At 52.8% G+C, this 21,579-nt stretch carries 24 protein-coding genes and 2 tRNA genes; 6 read left to right on the forward strand and 20 right to left on the reverse strand.

Features of this window, described 5'->3' with window-relative positions:
- Positions 1-106 precede the first annotated feature (106 nt).
- The 8 genes from WFK85_RS01480 to csgB all read right to left on the reverse strand — a co-directional run bounded on the left by WFK85_RS01480 (position 107) and on the right by csgB (position 7,854).
- Positions 107-2,323 (reverse strand): TonB-dependent receptor, encoded by a 2,217-nt coding sequence (locus tag WFK85_RS01480; protein ID WP_336707880.1) that lies wholly within the window; start codon positions 2,321-2,323, stop codon positions 107-109.
- Between the two features lie 190 nt (positions 2,324-2,513).
- A complete protein-coding gene (fhuB, locus tag WFK85_RS01485) occupies positions 2,514-4,511 on the reverse strand; it encodes a Fe(3+)-hydroxamate ABC transporter permease FhuB (RefSeq protein ID WP_336707878.1) in 1,998 nt (665 codons plus the stop codon).
- Entirely contained in the window at positions 4,442-5,323 is an 882-nt protein-coding gene (gene fhuD, locus WFK85_RS01490; protein WP_166993724.1) for a Fe(3+)-hydroxamate ABC transporter substrate-binding protein FhuD, read from the reverse strand. The genes fhuB and fhuD overlap by 70 nt, the downstream gene beginning before the upstream one ends.
- Before the next feature lie 97 nt (positions 5,324-5,420).
- On the reverse strand, positions 5,421-6,026 hold the full coding sequence (locus WFK85_RS01495; protein WP_166993722.1) for an outer membrane lipoprotein carrier protein LolA: 606 nt from the start codon (positions 6,024-6,026) through the stop codon (positions 5,421-5,423).
- 103 nt (positions 6,027-6,129) lie between these two features.
- Entirely contained in the window at positions 6,130-6,438 is a 309-nt protein-coding gene (locus WFK85_RS01500; protein ID WP_166993720.1) for a hypothetical protein, read from the reverse strand.
- 120 nt (positions 6,439-6,558) lie between these two features.
- Positions 6,559-6,888 carry a curli assembly chaperone CsgC gene (csgC, locus tag WFK85_RS01505; RefSeq protein WP_166993718.1) on the reverse strand — a complete coding sequence of 110 codons (330 nt, stop codon included), beginning with the start codon at positions 6,886-6,888 and terminating at the stop codon, positions 6,559-6,561.
- A 57-nt stretch (positions 6,889-6,945) separates the two neighbouring features.
- Positions 6,946-7,359, reverse strand: coding sequence for a curli major subunit CsgA (gene csgA / locus WFK85_RS01510; protein WP_008453557.1), 414 nt, complete (start codon positions 7,357-7,359; stop codon positions 6,946-6,948).
- Between the two features lie 45 nt (positions 7,360-7,404).
- Positions 7,405-7,854, reverse strand: a complete 450-nt coding sequence (gene csgB / locus WFK85_RS01515) for a curli minor subunit CsgB (protein WP_008453558.1) — start codon at positions 7,852-7,854, stop codon at positions 7,405-7,407.
- Between the two features lie 779 nt (positions 7,855-8,633).
- On the opposite strand from csgB, the gene csgD reads away from it, so the two are divergent.
- Genes csgD through csgG form a run of 4 tightly spaced genes read left to right on the forward strand, consistent with a single transcriptional unit; the run spans position 8,634 to position 10,973 of the window.
- The gene (gene csgD, locus WFK85_RS01520) at positions 8,634-9,284 is read left to right on the forward strand and encodes a biofilm master transcriptional regulator CsgD (RefSeq protein ID WP_008453560.1); all 651 of its coding nucleotides are present in this window, start codon (positions 8,634-8,636) and stop codon (positions 9,282-9,284) included.
- A gap of 4 nt (positions 9,285-9,288) precedes the next feature.
- On the forward strand, positions 9,289-9,675 hold the full coding sequence (gene csgE, locus WFK85_RS01525; RefSeq protein ID WP_008453562.1) for a curli production assembly/transport protein CsgE: 387 nt from the start codon (positions 9,289-9,291) through the stop codon (positions 9,673-9,675).
- A gap of 9 nt (positions 9,676-9,684) precedes the next feature.
- Positions 9,685-10,101 carry a curli production assembly/transport protein CsgF gene (gene csgF, locus WFK85_RS01530; RefSeq protein WP_008453564.1) on the forward strand — a complete coding sequence of 139 codons (417 nt, stop codon included), beginning with the start codon at positions 9,685-9,687 and terminating at the stop codon, positions 10,099-10,101.
- Positions 10,102-10,139: 38 nt separating this feature from the next.
- Positions 10,140-10,973, forward strand: a complete 834-nt coding sequence (gene csgG, locus WFK85_RS01535) for a curli production assembly/transport protein CsgG (RefSeq protein ID WP_166993716.1) — start codon at positions 10,140-10,142, stop codon at positions 10,971-10,973.
- A 43-nt stretch (positions 10,974-11,016) separates the two neighbouring features.
- Here the strand turns inward: csgG and WFK85_RS01540 are convergent, their stop codons facing one another.
- The 4 genes from WFK85_RS01540 to ghrA all read right to left on the reverse strand — a co-directional run bounded on the left by WFK85_RS01540 (position 11,017) and on the right by ghrA (position 13,974).
- On the reverse strand, positions 11,017-11,505 hold the full coding sequence (locus tag WFK85_RS01540) for a DUF1097 domain-containing protein (protein ID WP_336707872.1): 489 nt from the start codon (positions 11,503-11,505) through the stop codon (positions 11,017-11,019).
- A 103-nt stretch (positions 11,506-11,608) separates the two neighbouring features.
- The gene (locus tag WFK85_RS01545) at positions 11,609-12,163 is read right to left on the reverse strand and encodes a TorD/DmsD family molecular chaperone (protein ID WP_336707870.1); all 555 of its coding nucleotides are present in this window, start codon (positions 12,161-12,163) and stop codon (positions 11,609-11,611) included.
- A gap of 28 nt (positions 12,164-12,191) precedes the next feature.
- Positions 12,192-12,929 (reverse strand): phosphatase, encoded by a 738-nt coding sequence (locus WFK85_RS01550; RefSeq protein WP_008453572.1) that lies wholly within the window; start codon positions 12,927-12,929, stop codon positions 12,192-12,194.
- Between the two features lie 103 nt (positions 12,930-13,032).
- Positions 13,033-13,974, reverse strand: coding sequence for a glyoxylate/hydroxypyruvate reductase GhrA (ghrA, locus tag WFK85_RS01555; RefSeq protein WP_336707866.1), 942 nt, complete (start codon positions 13,972-13,974; stop codon positions 13,033-13,035).
- Between the two features lie 202 nt (positions 13,975-14,176).
- Here ghrA and WFK85_RS01560 point away from each other — a divergent pair.
- Both WFK85_RS01560 and WFK85_RS01565 read left to right on the forward strand, forming a co-directional pair.
- Positions 14,177-14,264: transfer RNA gene (locus WFK85_RS01560), tRNA-Ser, on the forward strand.
- A gap of 621 nt (positions 14,265-14,885) precedes the next feature.
- Positions 14,886-14,973: transfer RNA gene (locus tag WFK85_RS01565), tRNA-Ser, on the forward strand.
- A gap of 265 nt (positions 14,974-15,238) precedes the next feature.
- On the opposite strand, the gene WFK85_RS01570 is transcribed toward WFK85_RS01565, so the two are convergent.
- The 8 genes from WFK85_RS01570 to WFK85_RS01605 form a co-directional block, all read right to left on the reverse strand.
- Positions 15,239-15,697 carry an NUDIX hydrolase gene (locus tag WFK85_RS01570; RefSeq protein WP_166993706.1) on the reverse strand — a complete coding sequence of 153 codons (459 nt, stop codon included), beginning with the start codon at positions 15,695-15,697 and terminating at the stop codon, positions 15,239-15,241.
- A gap of 79 nt (positions 15,698-15,776) precedes the next feature.
- Positions 15,777-16,124 (reverse strand): nitrous oxide-stimulated promoter family protein, encoded by a 348-nt coding sequence (locus WFK85_RS01575; protein ID WP_008455634.1) that lies wholly within the window; start codon positions 16,122-16,124, stop codon positions 15,777-15,779.
- A 101-nt stretch (positions 16,125-16,225) separates the two neighbouring features.
- Positions 16,226-16,987 (reverse strand): chitin disaccharide deacetylase, encoded by a 762-nt coding sequence (gene chbG / locus WFK85_RS01580; RefSeq protein ID WP_166993702.1) that lies wholly within the window; start codon positions 16,985-16,987, stop codon positions 16,226-16,228.
- 45 nt (positions 16,988-17,032) lie between these two features.
- The gene (locus WFK85_RS01585) at positions 17,033-18,376 is read right to left on the reverse strand and encodes a 6-phospho-beta-glucosidase (protein ID WP_008455636.1); all 1,344 of its coding nucleotides are present in this window, start codon (positions 18,374-18,376) and stop codon (positions 17,033-17,035) included.
- Between the two features lie 90 nt (positions 18,377-18,466).
- Positions 18,467-19,303, reverse strand: a complete 837-nt coding sequence (gene chbR / locus WFK85_RS01590; RefSeq protein ID WP_034808027.1) for a transcriptional regulator ChbR — start codon at positions 19,301-19,303, stop codon at positions 18,467-18,469.
- Positions 19,304-19,314: 11 nt separating this feature from the next.
- Positions 19,315-19,665: a PTS N,N'-diacetylchitobiose transporter subunit IIA gene (chbA, locus tag WFK85_RS01595; protein WP_008455638.1), complete on the reverse strand. Its 351-nt coding sequence runs from the start codon at positions 19,663-19,665 to the stop codon at positions 19,315-19,317.
- A 55-nt stretch (positions 19,666-19,720) separates the two neighbouring features.
- Entirely contained in the window at positions 19,721-21,079 is a 1,359-nt protein-coding gene (gene chbC, locus WFK85_RS01600) for a PTS N,N'-diacetylchitobiose transporter subunit IIC (protein WP_008455639.1), read from the reverse strand.
- Positions 21,080-21,169: 90 nt separating this feature from the next.
- Positions 21,170-21,493, reverse strand: coding sequence for a PTS sugar transporter subunit IIB (locus WFK85_RS01605; RefSeq protein ID WP_008455640.1), 324 nt, complete (start codon positions 21,491-21,493; stop codon positions 21,170-21,172).
- Between the last annotated feature and the right edge of the window lie 86 nt (positions 21,494-21,579).

Genomic DNA, 21,579 nt, shown 5'->3' on the forward strand with positions numbered 1-21,579 from the left:
ACGGGGCGCGTACATGACTATTATCGTTTCCGGACATTTCAACTTTTGAAAATCTCCGGATATCAGCCACAAAAAACCCCGCCTTCACGGGGCCTTTGTTATTGGATTAGAAATCAACAGTCATGGAAAGTTTCAGGGTGCGTGGGTCACTTTGCGTAATATACGCCCCGCTGTCGTCGACAGAAGCCCAGTATTTTTCGTTAGTCACGTTTTCGACGTTGGCGCGCCAGGTCAGCGTCTGTTCGTTAACCTTGGTGCTGTAGCGCACGCCGAGATCGAGGCGAGTCCAGCCGTTCAGCTTAATGCTGTTGTCGGCGTTGGCGTATTGTGACCCGGTGCGAATTAGCGTCCCCGTCGCAGTCAGGTTCTGCACCCAAGGCAGATCCCATTCGCCGCCCACGGACCAGGAGTAACGCGGAACGCCGATCGCATCCTTACCGTCGTTTGTCCCGCCGTTAGTCTTCACCATTTCTGGCTGAAGCCAAAGGGCACTTCCCAACAGGCGCACGCCGTACAGTGGCTCACCAAATACGTTCAGTTCCATACCGCGGCTGCGCTGTTCGCCATACAGGCCGTAAAGATTGTTGCTGTCGAGCATCCCCACCGGCTTTTCGATCTCAAACAGCGCCAGGCTGCCGCCCACGCGGCCGAAGTCCATCTTCATGCCCACTTCGTTCTGCTTCGACTGCACAACCCCGACCACGTTTCCGGCATTGGTTGCTTTAGAGGTTGCTGTCGGCCCAGGCTGCAGCGCTTCAATGTGGTTCGCATAAAAAGAAACCGGCTCCCACGGCTTCACTACCAGGCCATAAACCGGCGTAATCTTGAAAGCATCAAAGCGTGTTTTAGGGTCTTCCACACCGGTATAGCTGTAGTTACGAACCCGCACGTCCTGGCGGCGAGCGCCCACGGTCAACAGCACCTTATCGTCCAGCGCGGAGAGCGTATCGGACAGCGAAACCCCGCTTGTTATCGTGCGGCTCCGCTGGGTCGGATCGTCCATATTGCTACCGGAAGCGACAGTCGGGAAACGGCTCAGGTCGAGATAAGACGGATCGTAGATATTATTCCCAACGGCGGTTTTGCTGGATGACATGGTGTAGGCCGCGCGGGTTTTACGGTAAACACCGGAATAGCCGAGGTTCACGCTGTGGCCGATAAAGCCGGTATCAAATTTCCCCCGCACGCCGCCCATGCCGGAGAAAGCGTCGGCGATGTATCGCGTAGACAAACGAGTCTGGCTGGTGTGGCCCTTGTTATCAACAAACTTAGGCACGCTGTAATTGCCTCTTTCGTCGGTTTCGCTGGTGCCCAGCGCGCCATAAAGCGTCCAGCTGTTCGCCACATCATACTCGCTGTGCAGCGCGGCAAAGCGAGAGCTCATGTCTGAATAAACCCACGGCTGCCCGTAGTTTGTGCGGTTATCCGGCACCTCAGGCATCTGCGTAATAGCGCCAACCCCCACCCCGATACGGCCATTGTGTACCGTCATCTTCTGGTAGCCGCCGTCGAACGACGTCCGCAGCCTGTCGCCTTTGTAATCCAGCCCAACGCTTGCCAACGATGTTCTGTTCTTCTGCTCGCGAACCTCACTCTCGCCTTCACGGTGCAGCAGGTTCACGCGGGCGCCAAACTGGTCGTTATCCCCAAACCTGCGGCCAGTATCCAAAGAGCCCCCAACCTGCGAACGCCCGGTGTAATCCACGCCAAGTTGGGTATGTGGTTCACTACCTGCCCGCTTGGGCTCAATATTAATGGCCCCGCCCACGCCAGACCCGCCCGGAGGAACACCGTTCAGGAAGGCCGTGGAGCCCTTAATCACCTCGACGCGTTCCGCAAGAGCCGTGCTGGTGATCTGCCGCGGCAATACGCCATACAGACCGCCGTAAGAAATATCATCCCCGTCTAACAGGAAACCGCGCACGCGGTACGACTCGCCAAAGTTACCGTAGCTGCGCACGGGCTGAATAGTCGCGTCATTACGGACAATGTCGCTGAGGGTATTGGCCTGCTTATCCTCGATCATTTTGGAGGTATAGCCGATGACGTTAAACGGCACGTTGCGCGCATCCTGCTCACCGAGCATGCCCAGGCGACCGCCATTGGCCACCTGCCCGTCCAGATAAGCAGGCACCAGCTCGTTACCGCCTTCGCGGAACTGCATATCCGGGGTCGCCGTGACGGTAATGGTCTCTTCTTTAACTAAAGCTTTTTGCTGAAGATTTTCCTGTGGCGCAGCGGCAACAGGCATGCAGGCGGCAGCGATCAACGCTGCGATCAGGCGCGGTTTAAACCCGGCCTGGCGAGGTGGTTGGTGAGGCATTGAAATTTCCTGGTAAAATAAAAACAATTAATGAGAACGATTATGATTTTGATCGTGATTATCGTTTCATCATTAGAAATTGCAAGAAAAATGCCCAGAGGGAGATTGACCAGTAAAAACGCCTGGCCACGGAAATAGAGAGGAACTCAAACAGCAGGCACGCCCGGAACGAGCCTGCTTTTAAGGCCTGTCACGCTTTGCGTAACAGCCAGATAAAGTACGGTGCCCCGCAGAGCGTGGCTAACAATCCTGCCGGGATCTGGAATGGGAAGATAAGGCTTCGGCCCAGCCAGTCGGCCAGCAGCATCAGCCCGGCCCCGATAGCAATAGCCACGATAAGCTGGGGCATTGCGCGGCGGAAGCCGAGCATTCTTGCCATGTGCGGTGCCATCAACCCAACAAAACTTAGTGGCCCCACGCAGAGCGTTGCGGCAGCAACTAGTCCGGCTGCCAGCACCAGAATGCTGATGCGCGATTGACTCAGGGCAATGCCCAGGGCCTGAGCCGTCTCACCGCCCAGCGGGAGTATAGCGAGCCAGCGGCGCACCAGGGGCGTAAGCCCAATCAGCGCCAGCGCCATGCCCCCGCTCACCAGCGCCTGCTGCCCGGTTACTTTCCAGGTGGAGCCGGACAGCCACGTCAGCACCGACCCGCTGCGCGGATCTCCGCTGGCCAGATAAAGCGTGAGCAGCGTGGCGAATACGGTACTCAGCGCCACACCGGTCAGTAAAAGCCTTCCCGGAGCCAGCCCGGAGCGGGCTAAAACGAGCATCGCCAGCAGCGTGAGCGCCGCGCCGGCAAAGCCCGCCGGCAGTTGCCAGGCGCTGACGTCGCCGGGGACGAGAAATATCAATAACACGATGGCGCAGGCCGCGCCGGAACTCACGCCCAGCACTTCGGGGCTGGCCATCGGATTGCCGGTCATTTTTTGTACCAGCGTACCGGCCGCCGCCAGCATTGCGCCCGCGGCAAGCGCCGACAGCACCCTCGGCCAGCGCCACTGCCACATTTCTTGTATGCCGATAAACCAGCCTGCGCTTTCCCGCCCAACGCCCAGCGCGAGCAAGGCAACCAGCGCCAAAACAGCAATAATCAGCAATACCGTAGCGGGGGAAAGTTGGCGTTCCGCAATCGCGCTGGCATCATCAGAAGCCGCCAACCGCTGATGGCGCAGGCGTGGCAATAACCACAGCATTAAAGGTGCCCCCACCAGCGCCGTCACGGCGCCGGTGGGCAGTTCTTGCCAATAGCGTCCAACCCACAGAACCAGTTGATCGCTCAGTAACAGCAGCAATGCCCCCGTCGCCATCGAAGCCAGGAGTTTAGGCAGCAGACGTCTCACGCCAAACATGCCGGCCAGGACCGGAGCAAACAGGCCAATAAATCCGATCACGCCCACCACGCTGACCAGCATCGAACTCAGCAGCAGGGCCAAAAATAGCCCGCCCACGCGCACTAAAGCCAGCTTCATCCCCAGTCCACGTAATACGGTGTCATCCAGGGCCAGCATACCCAGCGGGCGAATCATCAGTACGATGAGTACCAGCACGGCCAGAAGCCTCGGCCAAAGAAACTCCACGCCAGCCCAGTCGTACTGGTTCAACATCCCGCTGCTCCAGATAAACAGATTTTGCAGGCGTTCATGGTTGAACAATACGAGGAAGCTTTTTACGGCCCCGCAATAAAGTCCCAATACCAGGCCGGCAAGGATTAGCGTAACCGGCGACATTCGTTTACCCCAGGCAGCCCCGAGCACAATACTGCCTACGGCCATTGCGCCAGCCAGCGCCGCAAGCTGTTTGCCGGTTTCCCCTGCCCCCGCCAAAAACAGCGTTGCAAGGGTCAGCCCCAGCTGTGCCCCAGCCGCAACGCCAAGGGTGGCCGGTTCGGCCAGAGGATTACGCAGAATATGCTGAAACAGGCAGCCGGCCAGCGCCAGCCCGGCGCCGGTAAGCAGCGCAAGCGCGGTTCGCGGCAGCAGGCTGTAGTGAAACAGCATCTGCGAAACATCGGTCACCTGAGGCAGCGTTATCGCTTGCCACCAGAGCCCGGCAGGCAGCATTTGCTGGAAGTTGTAGCCGGTCAAAAACAGCGTGAAGGCACAGAGTATAAGCAGGATTATGCGCACAGTGCCTCCGGCAGGAGCTGGCAAAAACGCAGCGCCGAGAAGCTGCCGCCGTAAAACCATACCGCTGGCAGCAGGTGTAACTGGCCCTCGCGCACGAAAGGCATAACCTGCCATAGCGCAGATTTCGCCACCGTTTTGACCGGATCGTCATCGCCGTGCATAAAGCAAATTGCCGTGACGTTTTCCAGCCTGACCAGGGTTTCAATGCCCACAATGGCGCTTCCCCAGGCATTGGTTTTCCCGTCCCAGGCGTTACGCATCCCCAGCCGTTCCAGCAGGTCGTTAAACAGGCTGTTGCGGCCAAAGATCATCACCCGGCGGCTATCAAGAAATGAAAACATCACCAGCGGGTTGGGATTACCCGGCAGCTTTGCGCGGGTGGCGGCCATCTGCTGGTGAAAATGGGCCAGATGTTCGGTAGCCTGCTGCTCCCGCCCTAAAAACTGCCCGAGCCTCAGAAGATCTTTTTCCAACAGCGCCAGCGGGCGGCCAGAGGCATCATTAAAGGCCGTCGACCAGCAGGGAGCGATAGGTGTTAAATCTGACTCAGCCGGCCCGAAGCCTTTGGAGATGAGAAAAAGAGAAGGGGTGAGACGCTGCATCAGCTCGCGGTTAGGCTCGTTTCTCAGCCCAACGTCAACGACGGTTTCAGGCAACGTTGGCTCCCCTACCCAGCGGTGATAATTACGCTTATCGGCAATCGCCATCGGCATAATCCCGAGCGCCAGCAACATTTCAACCGGTCGCCATTCCAGGGCAATAATACGTGCGACATCAAAGCGGCGGGCATCAGCCTGGCAGGGAAGAATGGCCGCCAGAGGCAGCAGGGAGGCTAGCGCCAGCAGGCGTCGGCGGCTTAAAGAAACGTCCATATAAATAGCAATAGTTATCGTTCTAATTAAGTTTTACACATTATGCCGCCAGCCGCCGCCAACGCAATCAAAAACTCAGCTAGCGGCCGGGCATTATTTAGAAGACAAGGCGTTTGCGCTCTTCCTGACTAAGTCTGCGGGGTTCAAACTGATGGTGCGTAAACGTTATTTCCGTAGCGTCATCCTCCACGTCATTCAGCTCAATTCGGTCCAGCGACTTCTCACCATAAAGCGTAATCGAGCGGAACAGCCCGCTGAGCGTTTTCTCAAAGGGAATTAATACCAGCCGCCATCTTCCCTCCCCCAGGTCGGAAAACTCGCTGATAAAGTCTTTCTCAAGCGCTTTTCGATCGAGATAAAACAGCGTACGCAGCAGTTGGTTGAACTGAAACATTGGCGGATTGTTCTCCGCGGTGATTGCCTGCGGCGGCTGGTTACCCATCACCTGAACCATCCGATTCTCCCCAACAACCAGTCCCATCGGGAAAGGCTGACGCTGCTGCCACCACAGCCCTTTATGCTTTGTCACCACAATCCGCCCGCTGGAATGCAGCGGCTGCGCCATGCCTTTTATCTGGCGCTCCTGCTCAAACTGCACCCGCATTACCGGCACGGCGGCAAATCGCTTTTGGATGTCATCCAGCGTTACCGCCCCGGTCACCTGCGCCACCAGCAGAAGAGAAAGGAGCAAACTTTTTTTCACAGCAATAACCCTATGCGTTCAACTGAAATCGATCCGCGTTAGTTTACTCTGCTATGTGGTCTGAAACCAAAAATACACAGCCCGCGTTAAACGGGCCGTGGCGTTATTGATAGGTAACGTACAGCACTGCTGTTTTGTGCTGTGGGTCGAGGTATTTCACACGGGTTTGCATCGTACTGTCATTATGAAGGGTAATACCATCCAGAGAGCTAAGGGCAACGGTCTGAGTGACGGGTTTGCCTTTTTCGGTGCAGGTCATGGCGACATTGGAGCTGGCCGACGTCCACTGACAGCCGCCTTCTACTATTTCACCTCGAAAATGAATGATGCCAGAGGATGCAGCCTGAGACAGCGGTGAAACCGCGATGCCCATCGCCAGACAAAGCAAATACTGCTGAAAACTTGCTTTCACGTTTATTACTCCTCGATTGCTGTCGTCCCTGAAGGTTATCGGCAGAAAATCAAAGATAATTAAACAGTGATCCATGTTTTTTGTTCTTGCAATACTTCCGTCACATATATTTGTTTGCGGTCAAGACTTCCCCGGCTTTTGCCACTGTTGCTCAAGGTGAAAGGCTTTTCCGTCGCTCAGGGTAACAATGACCGTGACGCTGTCTCCGGGGTCAATATTCAAACTTAGCTGCGACAGATCGACGGCCTGATGTGCTTTTATAAACAGTTCGCTGCTTTGGTGGCTGGAGCTTTTCCCCGACGGGCCGGTTTTGGTTGCCACCAGCGTCAAGGTGCACTGGCAATCCGCCGCCAGCGTCGCGACAGGCGTTATTGTGTAGATGTTTTCCTGCTGCCGGGTATTAAACGTCAGCTGACTTGAGAGTGCGGCAAGCAATACCAGGGTATGCATACAACCTCCAAAGAAAAACAGGGCCGTCGGCCCTGTTCACGCGATAGCCAGGTCGCTTTAGTACTGAGACGCAGTGGCGTGGTTACCGTTGCCGAACTGGGTGACCGACACCAGAGAGCTGGATGCCGTCTGATTAACCACTGCTCCGTTGTTGGTCCCGAACTGCTGAACATCAATCTGCGCGTTTTTCCCGTTCCACTGGCTGATGGTGGCATTGTTACCGTAGCCATCCTGCAGCAGTTTAATATCGCTGCTGTCAGAGCCCTGGCCAACTTTTGCCCCATTCACCGTGCCCAGCTGTTTAATTTCAGTCTTCGAATAGAACGCATTCGACTGCAGCGCTGTGGCATTATTTCCGTTACCCTGCTGATATATTTTCAAGGTCGAGTGCTGAGCCTGCTGCGGATAGGTCGCCATTGCACCTGCGGAAACAACCAGTGCTGCTAATGCTGCCACTTTGAAAAGATTCATACTAAAACCCCCATCGGATTGATAGTTTCAGCCCAAATATTTTGCTTATCGCTGAATAATGCGAATCGCCATTTGTGACTGGTTTTGCACAACAACTGCTGACTTCTGGGTACCGTACTGGGTAATGTTTGCTTTATTACCAGAACCTCGTTGGATAATAAGCGCCGCATTACCAAATGAATCCTGCTTAATACCCGCCTCGTTGGCGTTACCTTCTTGCGAGATATAAGCCAGGTTATAACTGCCTGATTGTTCGATGTTTGCCCGGTTGCCTGCTCCGCTTTGCGTAACCTCAGAAAGTTGCTTCTGACCCCGCTGAACTACTGCAGCATTATTATTGCTACCAGATTGGCCAATAATGGCCGTTTGATTAAATTGAGGATTGCTCAATTCATTGACAGCAAAATTATACTCAGCAGTGGCGAGATCGTTACTCGCCGCAAAACAATGACTCGCCAGGCCAGCGAACATTATAGAAATAAAATATTTTTTCATTCTGTCACCCTGAACCAGATAATGCCGGAACAATATGACGCGTAACATTCAGGTCAAGCATAACGGACCAACAATAATGTGTTATTGCATCGTTACGCAAATGAGTATGTTACGGCAACAATTAAAAATATCTCATGCTGGGGTGGTATTTTGCATTATAAAATTCACACCAAAGTATTAATACGAAATAAAAACAGACAATCATCACTATTACAACCCCCTGATCCAGGGATCGGATAATCATTAGCACACTTATTTAAAGTCACCTTAACTCTCACTGACTTAGCACAACTTAAGCGATGCTTAGTCAGTTTATGAAAAAACCTTGTCATCATGATCAGTTTTCTTAAGCGAAGCGGTTGAATGCTGGGAACGCAGTTTTTAAAATTATGAACAGAGTGAGGAAAACAAAAAAATAAAAAATAAAATACATAAAATACAATTATTTAAAATTAAAAATCAAAATTAATTTTCTATACAGAAAGCAAAAAACGTACAACTTTCTGCTTAAAATTAAATAGCGAACACTCTCAATTGAAACATTTTAATATCCAAAGAAACATTTGGTTACATAGTTAACACTTGCGTTAAAATATCCAATCGCTAAATTGGAAACAGTTACCACTTCTTTAGTTAATTTTCTTTTGCTGACCGAAATAAAATCATTTCGGCGATTAAAAATATTTAACATACAGCACCGTCGCGGCACTCGTCACGTTATAGAGAATTAATTCTTATTAATTCAAAAGGTAGCGGCATAAACCAGGTGGAGTTTCATCATGTATAATGAAGTCCATGCCCTTCAGGGCCCTACGTTATTGTTAATGACAAAACCCTCTCTCCAGGCTTCAGCCTTATTACAGCACCTGCGCGCCTCGTTAGAAATAAATGGCCGTATTCATAATATTCAGCGGCCACTGGATGAATTTCCCGGTAATGTTCTGATTTTATTTGATATGGCGGAAACAGATAAAAAGACCATTCTGTTCTGGCAGGATAAACTAAGTCGTAAAAACTGTCAGATAAAATTGTTGTTACTCAATACGCCGGAGGAGTATCCCTTCCGCGAGATTGAAAGCTGGCCGCACATCAATGGCGTTTTTTATCTTGCTGTAGAAGAGCCCAAAGTCATCGAGGGACTGCGCGGGGTACTGGCTGGCGAATGTTACTTCTCGCAGAAACTGGCCAGTTATCTGATCAGCCACTCCGGCAACTACCGGTTTAACAACGCCGAGTCATCCCGCCTGACGCAGCGCGAAAAGGAAATACTGAATAAGCTGCGCGTTGGTTCTTCCAATGTTGAAATCGCGCGTTCGCTGTTTATCAGCGAGAACACGGTCAAAACGCACCTGTATAACCTGTTCAGAAAGATAGCCGTCAAGAACCGAACTCAGGCGGTTTCCTGGGCCAACGATAATCTTCGGCGATAGCCCCATGAAACGTTCAGCTGCATTTACGCTGGCAGCTTGCTGCTGCCTGATAAGCAGTGTCCTGGCCGAAGAAGTCGAGATCCCTGGACTGCTGACAGACCATACCGTCACCTCCGTTGGCCACAGCTTTTATCGCGCCTTCAGCGATAAATGGGAAAGCAACTATACCGGTAATTTAACCATCAACGAGCGCCCCAGCGCCCGCTGGGGGAGCTGGATAACGATTACCGCAGGCCAGGATGTTGTTTATCAGGCTTTTCTTTTCCCCACAAAGCGCGACTTTGACAAAAACGTTGACGTTGCACTGGTCCATACCGATGAGGCGCTTAAACGCAGGCTGATCGATAAGCAACTCTTGAGCACCAGCGATTTAACCCACGATGAATTCTAGGAGACGATGATGCGTATTTATCATGCCGTACTGCCCGTGCTGTTATTTACGCCGCTGGCCTGGGGCGGGAATATGGTTTTCCAGTTTGTGAACCCCAATTTTGGCGGTAACCCCAATAACGGCGCCTATTTGTTAAATTCGGCCCAGGCGCAAAACTCTTATAAAGATCCCAGCTACAGCAGCGATCTCGGCATTCAAATGCCCAGCGCGCTGGATAACTTCACCCAGGCGCTGCAGTCGCAGGTGCTGGGCGGGCTGCTGACCAATATTAATACTGGCAAACCAGGGCGCATGGTCACCAATGATTTTATCGTCGATATTGCCAACACTGACGGCCAGCTTCAGCTCAACGTCACCGACCGCAAAACCGGCAAAACGTCAACCATTCAGGTATCCGGCCTGCAGGCAAATTCCACGAATTTTTAGTGGCTTAAAATCATAATACCTCTGAAAGGATCACTATCATGCAGCGCATACTTCTGATTATGGCGGTGTTTTTATTAAGTGGTTGTTTAACGGCTCCGCCAAAAGAGGCCGCCAAACCAACGTTATTACCGCGCGCGCAAAGCTACCTCGACCTGACGCATTTGCCGGAAGCAAAAGGGAAGCTTTATGTCTCGGTGTATAACATTCAGGACGAAACGGGCCAGTTCAAGCCCTATCCTGCCAGCAACTTTTCTACCGCCGTACCGCAGAGCGCGACGTCTATGCTGGTCACGGCATTGAAGGATTCCCGCTGGTTTATCCCCCTTGAACGCCAGGGGCTGCAAAACCTGCTGAACGAACGCAAAATTATTCGTGCCGCCCAGGAAAATGGCACCGTGGCCGATAATAACCGCGCCCCGCTGCACTCTCTGATGGCGGCCAATGTGATGATTGAAGGCTCGATCATTGGCTACGAGAGTAACGTCAAGTCGGGTGGTGCGGGCGCTCGCTACTTTGGCATTGGGGCCGACACGCAGTACCAGCTTGATCAAATTGCCGTTAATTTAAGGGTGGTGGACGTCAGTACCGGCGAAGTTATGTCGTCCGTCAACACCAGCAAAACGATCCTGTCATACGAGGTGCAAGCCGGCGTCTTCCGGTTTATTGATTATCAGCGTCTGCTGGAAGGTGAAGTGGGCTATACCAGCAACGAGCCGGTCATGCTGTGCCTGATGTCCGCCATTGAAACGGGGGTCATCTATCTGGTCAACGACGGTATCGACCGGGGACTCTGGGATCTACAGAACCCGGCCGATATTAACAATCCGGTGCTGGTGAAATACAAACAGCTCTCAACGCCGCCCACTTCATGAGGCTCTGTGCATCGATAAAAAAACCAGCTTTCGCTGGTTTTTTTTATTCGCTTAGCAATGAGCTGGCTTTCGGTTTTGGCTTGTCCCGCCGGGCAGCGAGCCACAACCCGCTGTTTTTCATGGCAAAGCCAAACACCAGGCCTAAAAGCAATGAAGGCACAACGTTGTGCCACTCCCCCTGATTGGCAAAGGTTGCACAGGCGCCGATAAACGTCCCGGGGACAAACGAGAGCAAAATATGGCGCGCCTGAATACACATCAGGAAGGCGACTACGCCGGTCATGATGTAGCCCAGGATTTCCGCCTGCGGCGCCAGCGCGCTGCCGTGAATAATCACCAGCGCCCACAGCACGCCGCTGCACAGCGTACACAGGGAAATAAAAAGCCCCTTCATACCGCCCTGCGGACAGGCAAAATAAGCGGTACAGCCGAGGAAACCGGCCCAGCCCAGCAGGCTGAGGCTCACCGCCACCCAGCCCCAAAGGCCGGAGAGAATACCGGTGGTGATTGCTAATGGAATAAGTGTCTTCATAGCGCCGTATCATAGCAGAGGCCGGACCAACCACTACGATCTGGCGCACGTTTTTTGCAAATAAGAAATCAGCGTTACATTTTAATTGTGATTAACATCACAATTACTCATCCTCTGATTCCTGCAGCTCATCGCGCATGGCCTGCAGCGCCTCACGGCTGATCGCCGCCAGCGTACGGTAGAATGGCGTTGTGGCATGGGCTTCAACTTTGCCCAGGAAAGTCCCGCACCACGGCATCAGGTAGTCATCAAACAGCGTCACCTGCGCTTCAAACTCATCTTCCTGAGACTGGTCTTCAAGCCACGAGGCCGCCAGCAATAGCGTCCCAAAATGATCGGCCGGGGACTCACCCAGCGGCATGCCACGCTGCTTCAGGAACTGGCGCACTTCGCCTTCATCGCTCCCCTCTTCCCAGGCGGAACGGAATGGCGGCACGCTGCATTTTTCACCAACAAACAAAGCGTTAAAGTCGGCCGCCAGCAGCTGCGGATCGCAGCTATTTTGCAGCCGGCCCAACAGCTCATCCTGCTCCAGTGGCCAGCTTGCCGCCAGCTTCCCTTCACGGATCAGCGTAAAAAGAGGCACCAACAGGGGATCCTGCGGCTGGCGATAAAAAAGCGATCCGAGTACGCGGCAAATAACTGAAAATTCATTCATGACTGGCTCTATCCATTACGGGTGTTAATTACAGTGTGGCAAATTCAGCAATTGGCGCCATGCCACGGGCTTCCAGGAAGCCCAGCAGGCGCTGCGGAGAGACGTTAAGGATCCGCTCTTCCGGGAAATTGATTTCGTCGAGGATTTTACGGCATTCGGTGAAATCACCCAGCGTAAAGGCAGTGTGAGAGTCGGATCCTAACGCCAGCCAGCCACCTGCATCGCGCACGGCTTCGGCAATAGCGCGGCAGTTTGGGCCGCTGCCAATACGCGAATGGGTAAACGAAGAATTATTCAGCTCCAGCGCGACGTTATACTTCGCCGCCGCCGCCGCAACAGCTGGGATATCAATCTCAAACTTAGGATTCCCCGGATGGCTGATGATATGTACGTCGCCGTTCGCCATCGTCGCGATCATCGCTTCGGTGTGGGTGGCTTTATCTTTGGGCGGGAACACCGGCTCATGGAAGCCCGCGATAATTAAATCCAGCGCGTCCAGCATCGGGCCGGTGCAGTCTATTTCCCCGGCGGTATTTTTAATGTTCGACTCAATACCGCGCAAAATGCCGACGCCATCGACCAGTCGTGGCCAGATACGCATATTAATAAAGTGCCAGTAATGCGGCGCATCCGCCATATCCGGGCCGTGGTCGGTAATGGCGAACAGCTTGATACCTTTGGCTTTCGCAACGGCAATATAATCGTGGAGGGTACTGTAGGCGTGGGTGCTGGCAACGGTATGCATATGCAGGTCAACGGGATACATGGCTTTCTCCTTTTCTATTTTGAAGTAAGGATACCAGCAATCTATGACAATTTTTAGCCTGCTTCTGGAACGTTATCAGCCCGGCCAGGGCCGGGCTTGATGCTTAATAGCCGTGCTGAAGTGAGACCTCACCTGAAACGGCTTCACCGTTTTCCAGTTGAGTAATCGTTTTTGCTATATAGGCAATCGCCTCATCAGGACGAGTTACCGCTGCAACATGCGGCGTAATTGCCACGCGAGGATGTGCCCATAGCGGATTATTTTCCGGCAGCGGCTCTTTAGAGAAGACGTCCAGCATTGCCCCCTTGAGCTGCCCGGCATCCAGCGCCGCAAGCAGATCGGCTTCGACAAGGTGAACCCCGCGCGCGAGATTTATCACGTAGGACTCTTTATCCAATTGACTCAACAATTCACGATTGATGATGCCGACGGTTTGCGGCGTATTAGGCAGCAAGTTGATCAACACGCGGGTGCCGCTTAAAAAGGCAGGCAGCGCTTCGCCACCGGCAAAACTTTCTACGCCAGGGAAATCTTTCTTACTGCGGCTCCAGCAGCGAACCGGGAAGCCCCAGGCCACAAGACTTTCAGCGACTTTACCGCCCAGCACGCCTGCACCGAGGATCCCAATGGTGAAATCCTCGCGACGATAATCGTCCAGCGGCTGCCATTGCCCCTGCTGTTTTTGCCTTTGGTAATCGTCAAAACGACGGAACCAGTGCAGCACCTGACTGACCGCATACTCCTGCATCTGCAGCCCCATGCCGGTGTCTTCGAGGCGGAACAGCGGCACGCCGTCAGGCAGCATGTCAGGATGAGCCTGAAGTTTACTGAGGATAGCGTCAACGCCCGCTCCCAGCGCAAATACGCCTTTCAGCCCTTTACGGCCGCTAAGCATTTCCACCGGAGGATGCCAGACAAGGGCATAGTCTGCGGGTTGCTGGTCGCCCTGCTTCCACTGGCGAACGCGAGCGCCAGGCAAAGCCAGCTGAAGGCGATTCAGCCAGTACTCGGTGTCAAAAGTGGGGTGATGAAAAATAATGTCCATACTGCCTCCTTTTTTCTTAGGCTTGCGCGAATCGACTCGCCATGCAAGCCCCAAAGTAATAAAAAGCAGCATCTTGTGGTGGTTTAAGAATCAAGTTGGACGAAGTTTGGCTAAACGCACCAAAAACATGAAATTAGCATTGACGGCGAAGCCCATTTTCCCTAAATTAGCGCCCGTTCCAGCAGCGCTGGAGCGACAATATGGTGAGGTGTCCGAGTGGCTGAAGGAGCACGCCTGGAAAGTGTGTATACGGCAACGTATCGAGGGTTCGAATCCCTCCCTCACCGCCATATTCGATAAGAGAGCCTGAACTCACGTTCAGGCTTTTTTATTACCCGTAACCCCTTGAGGGACGGATGAGAACCCTCGACCGGGTTCGACAAAACGGCAGGATGACCGTTTTGCATTGCCTTCGGCAACCCGCAGGGCGAGCGCCACGGACGGCGCGAGAATCATCCCTCCCTCACCGCCATATACCCTTCACAATTCACCCAATATTTGTACGTCGACCTTGATTTGATTCCGACAAGAAAACCTTAGCAGGTTAAAAACCAGCAGCCTTGAGCTGGCACAGCAGACGATGTCCAGTGCGGAAGCCTCACTGAAGATAGTGCAAAAACAGCAGCAGATTGGCATCGGCGATTATCTGACAGCCTTAACGGCGCTGGAGAACCGCATTACGCTCTGGTAGTCGCTGGGAGGTAATGCCAGCTAGCGCGATGATTAACCCTCTCCCGCCTACAGGAATTAGCCGGGCGGGAGCTTTTTTCGACGAATTTGCCTTAAAACCGTCTCAACCGCTCACACCTTAACCGAACGCGGCATAATCCATAAATTAGGCTTGACCGAAGAGGGCTGACTCCCTATAGTAGCGCCCCGTTGCCCACCTAAGGTGTGCAGCAAAACAATATGGTGAGGTGTCCGAGTGGCTGAAGGAGCACGCCTGGAAAGTGTGTATACGGCAACGTATCGAGGGTTCGAATCCCTCCCTCACCGCCATATTTAAAGAAGAGCTCGCATGCAAATGCGGGCTTTTTTTTCGCATGTTGCACCACGAGGGACGGATGAGAACCCTCGACCAGGGTTCGACAAAACGGCAGGACAGCCGTTTTGCATTGCCTTCGGCAACCCGCAGGGCGAGCGCCATGGACGGCGCGAGTGATATCCCTCCCTCACCGCCATATTTAAAGAAGAGCTCGCATGCAAATGCGGGCTTTTTTTCGCATGTTTCACTATGAGGGATGGGTTCGAATATAACCTGCAGTTACTTTTTAGCAACTCTTTGCGCCAGGTAGTGGTTTATATAACCCCTGTATTCATCCTTTGTTTCTGCCGGGATCTCGCTTTCCGCAAAGAAGGTGAGCGCCAGACCTTCTGTAGGGTCATTAATCATATGGCCTGACCAGCTTGTCACTTCGAACAGTGAAGTAATGACGTTAATCCTGTCTTTATTCTCGAGCGTAAACGTATAGTCCGAACCCGAAAAAGTGCCGAGTAAAGTCAGGTCGTGAACATCAAGATTCGTCTCTTCTTTCACTTCACGGATAGCCGTTTCTTCAAAACTTTCACCGGGCTCAAGCAAACCGCCGGGCAATCCCCAGCCGCCATCACGCCGCAGCTGCAACAAAATGCGCTGCTGATCATCGGTGATGATGACATTCGCCCCGGCCAGTAATAAAAGCCGGTGGCCTACCAGCGCCCTCATTTCTTCCACGTATCCCATCGCCTACCCTCCGGGCATAACGCCGCGTTATTGTCAGCGTTTATACACGATTAAGATGAAACCGACATGACTGACTCCGTCACTCTTTCTTACGCTGGTATTTCTCCGGCAGCGGCGGAACCGGACGGCGATCGTCCATCAAATGAAGCACGGTCAGAATCGGGTGGTGAAACAGCATTCGGGGACCACTCCAGCGCATCACCCGCTTCATTTCTTCACGTTTTGAGGGCTGATAGCAGTGGATAGGACATTGCTTGCAGGCGGGCTTTTCTTCGCCAAAAGCGCAGCGATCCAACCTTTTGGCAGCGTAGTCGTATAGCCGTGAGTAGTGGTCTGGATCGGGGCTGGCAGCTGGGTTTTTGCGCTCGTACAGGGCGAGCATTTTAGCGATGGTTTGCTTTTCGCGTTGGATGCGTTTTCCGGACATAGCTGCACCTCGTTAACCGGTACAAACGTCCGGTCAATGATTGTCGATAAGATGCAGCAACAATACACCTTATCGACAGCAGGCCGAAGTACGAATAGGGGTTAGAGATCGCGGAACGTGCCCAGACGGTAGCCTCGCTCGGCAATCGCGTACTTCAACGCCGCGGAGGTAAGCACTTCCAGCTCCGCAAGGCGCGGATAGCAGTAGTTGCTTTTCAGCAGCGTGTTATCCACAAATGACGGGTGGCACATCACTTCCAGCGAGGCTTCCTCTCGCTTAGCCGAAGCATCCACGCACTCCAGAAGCAGGCTTTCAGAAATAGAATCGCCGTAAAACTCGCTGCTAAACCCTTGCGTAGTCCGCACGCCATCCAGGGAAATGTTGTCCCGGGCTGCGGCATCACGATCGACACGCAGCGGGATCCCTTTCGCGCTGGCAAACGCCGCAACGATGGGGAAAATTTCCGGAATCATATGCACGTGATGATGGCTATCAAGATGGGTTGGTTCAATACCAAAAATCTCGATAAAGCGCTGATACTGGCTTTCCAGTTCGCGTTTGATCTCGTCCCGATCCAACTGCCCCTGCTCGGCCATCTCCCAAATCCATTTACCCAGTAAGCCCGTTTCGCGGGTTAGTACCGGCATGTTGGTCAGCGGCTGTCCCAGCGTCAGCACGAAGTGCATGCCGACCCCCAACCCCGGATAGCGTGCGCACAGCCCGGCAGCGTGTTTAATGGCTTCAGCGTTAACCATCGCGGTGGTTGACGTCACCACACCGTGGTGAAAGGCTTCGATGATGCCGTAGTTTTGCGCCTTACTCAGGCCAAAGTCATCGGCGTTGATAATCAGTAAGCGGTCCATAGCATCCCTCTTGAGTGGCCCTCCCCGTCCGGGGAGGGCAAGGCATTACGCCAGTTTTTCGATAGTTTTCGCAAAGTTTGGCAGATGGGCTTTATGGGCAAGCAGCATCTCTTTGGCAATCACTTCCGCATCCTTGTCAGAGTGGATAAGCGGGCTCAGGTTCAGCGCCAGCAGCACATCGTTAAATTCACCGCTCAGCGCCGCCTGGCTCGCCGCCACTTCGAAGCCTTTGATGGTATGAATCAGGCCCATCACTTTCTCGTCGAAGTGAGTCACGCGCGGGTGCGGTCTTGCGCCATCACGGCCAATGATGCTGGTCGTTTCGATAGCCCAGTCCGCCGGGATATTGTCCACGTGCCCATGGTGCGGGATGTTCACGTAGTGCTCGGTCTGCTTATCATTGTAGATAGCGCTGATCACTTCGCATGCGGCGTCAGAGTAGTAAGCCCCGCCGCGCAGCTCCAGCTCTTTCGGCTTCACATCCAGGTTAGGATCTTTATACAGTTCGAACAGCTGTTTCTCGACCTTCTGCACCACGGAAGCGCGCGCGCCACCTTTGTAGAACTCGCCCATTTCGATGGCCAGCATCTCTTTCTGCTTGAAGTAGTACAGCAGGTAAGAGCACGGCAGCAGGTTCAGAGAACGGATCAGCCCTTCGCTAAACGGCATATCGAAGATGTTTTTCACCGAGTTAGCGCTCAGTTTACCGCTGGCTACGCCGTCCAGCAGTTCAGCAAAGCGGGATTCGCCGTTCACCAGCACATCTTTGATGAACACCATGTGATTCAGGCCGAAGAGATCGATCCCCAGGTCATCTTCCGGGGTCAGCTTCAGCACGTCGGTAATAAACATCTTCATGCCAACAGGAATGTTGCACACGCCGATGAATTTTTTGAAGTTGGTGTGGCGGAATACCGCCTCAGTCACCATCCCGGCCGGGTTAGTGAAGTTGATAACCCACGCATCCGGGCAGATTTCCTGCACGTCTTTGATGATGTCGAAAATCACTGGAATGGTGCGCAGCCCTTTGAACAGGCCACCCGCGCCGTTGGTTTCCTGGCCAAGATAACCGTGGCTCAGCGGAATACGCTCATCCAGCTCGCGCGCTTTCAGCTGGCCCACGCGCAGCTGGGTGGTCACGAAGTCCGCGTCTTTCAGCGCTTCACGGCGGTCGAGGCTCTTGTGTACCGTCATCGGCACACCGGCGTGCTCAATCATGCGCTGGCAAAGATTGAAAATTATATCCTGCTTTTCTTTACCGGCTTCGACATCCACCAGCCAAAGTTCGGTAATCGGTAGTTCATGATAGCGCTTAATAAAACCTTCAAGTAATTCTGGGGTATAGCTGCTGCCGCCACCGATAGTAACAACTTTTAATTTCTTAGTCATACAGGCTCCCGTACAGCGCCACGCGCCGTATTTAGAAAATTGAATAAGTTAATAAAAACGCAATATTGACCGTGGTAATTAACCAGCACCTTAATTAATGCTGTACAATTTCTTCCGATAACTATTTGGCGTAAAAGAGGTGACCTTTTTAAAGTTCTTAATAAACATGCTGGGGCTGCTGTAGCCGGACTCAAAGGCAATATCGGTCACCGATGAGTTAGTAATCTCCAGCTGCTTCTTGGCAAAATTAATGCGGATTTCGTTAATAATCTGCATCGGCGTTTTGCCATAATAGCGCTGAGTGGCGCGCGTTAAATATTCCTGCGACTTACCCGAAAGCGCGACCATGTTTAATAAGGCTTTGTCACCAAAACGCATTTTGTCGTGCATCCCTTCAACGGTGGATTTTAACCACAATGGAATATCATCCTGATTTTCCGACTCCCGATAATGGCGCAGTCGATTGACGACATAAAAACTCACCATTTCGAGGAACTCGTTAAATTCCCCTTCGCGGAAATTAAACGAGGCAATCACCGATTCCATAAACGCCAGGAATTCATCCTTAATCTGGTAAACCTGTGAGGCCACCAAATGGGACGGCAGCAGCGGCATATAATGCTGTTCAAAGAACTGCTGACTGATCCCCACGTTAAATAACCGGGTCGCACCAAACTCGTAGAAACTCTGATGATGGGAACCGACCGGAATAAAGACAAAATCGCCTCGCTCCATCAGTACGCGCTTACCGTTAATTTCCTGGTAGTAGCGCCCGGTCAACACGATTGTGAATTCGTAGTAGTCATGCTGGTGCAGCCCGCTCACGCTCTCTTCTTTGGTGTAGATAAACGCATGGAAACACTTGCCGTTAAACAGCTGGCTTTCACGAACAATGTTAATTTCCATATTGTCTATCTCTGGCTGCATATGCTGACCTGCTACTTGTCCATTTTCTCGTGCAATTCAATCAACTCGGTGACCAGCTCACGCGCCAGCATCGAAGTCATCAGGTGGTCCTGCGCGTGTACCAGCACCAGGCTCACTTTGGTTTTGCCTTCGCCCTGGTCGCCTTCAATCAGCTTAGTCTGCACCAGGTGCGCTTCGTTCAGCGCCGTGCGGGACTGGTCCATCATCTCTTTAGCCCCGGCGAAGTCACCCTGCTTGGCCTTTTTGAGCGCGCCGTAGGCTAGGCTGCGGGCCTGGCCTGAATTGATGATTAAGCCCATCACCACTTCTTCGAGATCGTCCACTTCTACTTCAGTTTCAACAACATTATCTAAATCAAACATAAGCGTGCTCCCCGGATTCTGAAAACGGGGAAGGCATTCCCTCCCCCGGCTGAACTTAGAATTTCAGTGCGTTAGCGATATCTTCTTCGCTTTCTTCTTCTTCAATAACCGCCTGTGCCTTGTTGGACAGGATAACGAACGGCATGTACACCAGCGTTGCAACACCCAGGTTGAACAGCGCCACCAGCAGTGCAGCGACGCTGCCGTTACTGTTGAAGAAGGCGCCCAGGCCGGTAGGCATGGTCCACGGTGCCAGGTTGGTGACCGGCGGGATAATGCCCATGGAGTACGCAATCAGGGTGATCGCGGCCAGAATCGGCTGTACCGCCACAAACGGGATGAACATGACCGGGTTCATGATGATCGGCAGACCAAACAGAATCGGTTCGTTAATCTGGAAGATGCCTGACGGCAGAGCCAGCTTAGCCACCTGACGGTGATCGGCGCGGCGAGAGGCGATGAAGATAGCGATAATCAGACCCAGCGTCGCACCGGACCCCCCCAGCAGGATGTAGGAGTCGAGCATTGGTTTCGCCCAGAAGTGGAACTGTTTGCCCGCTTCGATAGCGGCTTCAACAGAACCGTACTGCTGGTACAGCGCCACGTTTTCCAGCGCCCATGGGGTCATGATGCCGTTATCCAGAGCGGTAAGCGCCAGGGAACCGTGAACACCGAAGAACCACAGCAGGGAGTTGAAAATCACGTATGCCCAGCCAACCACGCTCCCCATTGACGCCAGCGGAGTCGAAATGGAGTCCATGATGATCTGGTGGAAGTTGCTGCCGTAGTGAGACAGCGCCCAGGAGATGATCCCGAAGATAGACAGAATCAGGAAGCCTGGGATTAACGCCGAGAACGAGCGGGATACTGAGGCCGGTACGCTGTCCGGCAGGGTAATTACCCAGTTCCGGCGCACAACAAAGGTAAACAGCTCCGCGACAACCAGACCGATAATCATACCGGAAATAATATTCTGGCCGCCTAACCAGTTAGCGCCCACGGCATAGGCTTCGCCTACGCTATATGGCGTAACGGTCATAAAGGCTGCGACGGATAATAAGCCCGCGGCCAAAGGATCGACCTTTCTTTCTTCAGCTAATGCCATGCCAATGAAAAAAGGCGCCATCAGCGACATTATGCCCAACGTACCGTTGTACACATTGCCGCCGATAGCTTTAAACCCATTCAGGGTTTCAATGGTCTCGGGGTCTAAACGGATGCCTAACGAGTAGAAGAATGACCCTGCGCCGAAGCTCAGGAATACGTTGTTGATCAGAACAAACATTGCCCCCGTTAGGGTTAATGGCATTAATTTAATAAAACCGTTTTTAATGGCATTAACGTGAGGCTGCTTTCCTATTTTTACAGCAAAAGGCAGGAGAACCTTCTCAAGTGAATCAATGACTTTACTCATATTATAAATATCCTTGAAAGCCGTAATTACTTACGGCTGTAGGTGTAAGTCGCTCTTTGACGGAAAATTAAACAAAACAAGAATAAAAAATTAACTCTCGGCCGCTGCTTTCTTAATTGCTGCCACAGCCGCTTTCAACACACCCAGCCCATCGACTTTACCGTACAGAGCAGAATCGATAACTTCTACAGGCTTGGTGGGCAACAATTTCTTGATATCTGCCTGCATGTAGGCAATTTGTGGCCCGAGCAATACCAGGTCCGCATGTTTCCCTTTCTCGCTGGCCAAAGACTCAGAGAAAGCTTCAATTTCTACCGGCACTTCATACTTTTCGGCCTGCGCTCGCATTTTGGTCACTAACAGCGAGGTTGACATCCCAGCGGAGCAGAACAGGTAAATTTTTTTCTTTTGCATAAGTTGTTCCTCAAGTCTCAATACGCTGTAACGGACTTCCGTGGCGTATTGTTGCTGTTCCAAAGCGGGTTTGTGGAGAGAGACTA

It is taken from the genome of Cedecea sp. VD22 (genome assembly GCF_037150195.1).
GTDB lineage: Bacteria > Pseudomonadota > Gammaproteobacteria > Enterobacterales > Enterobacteriaceae > Cedecea.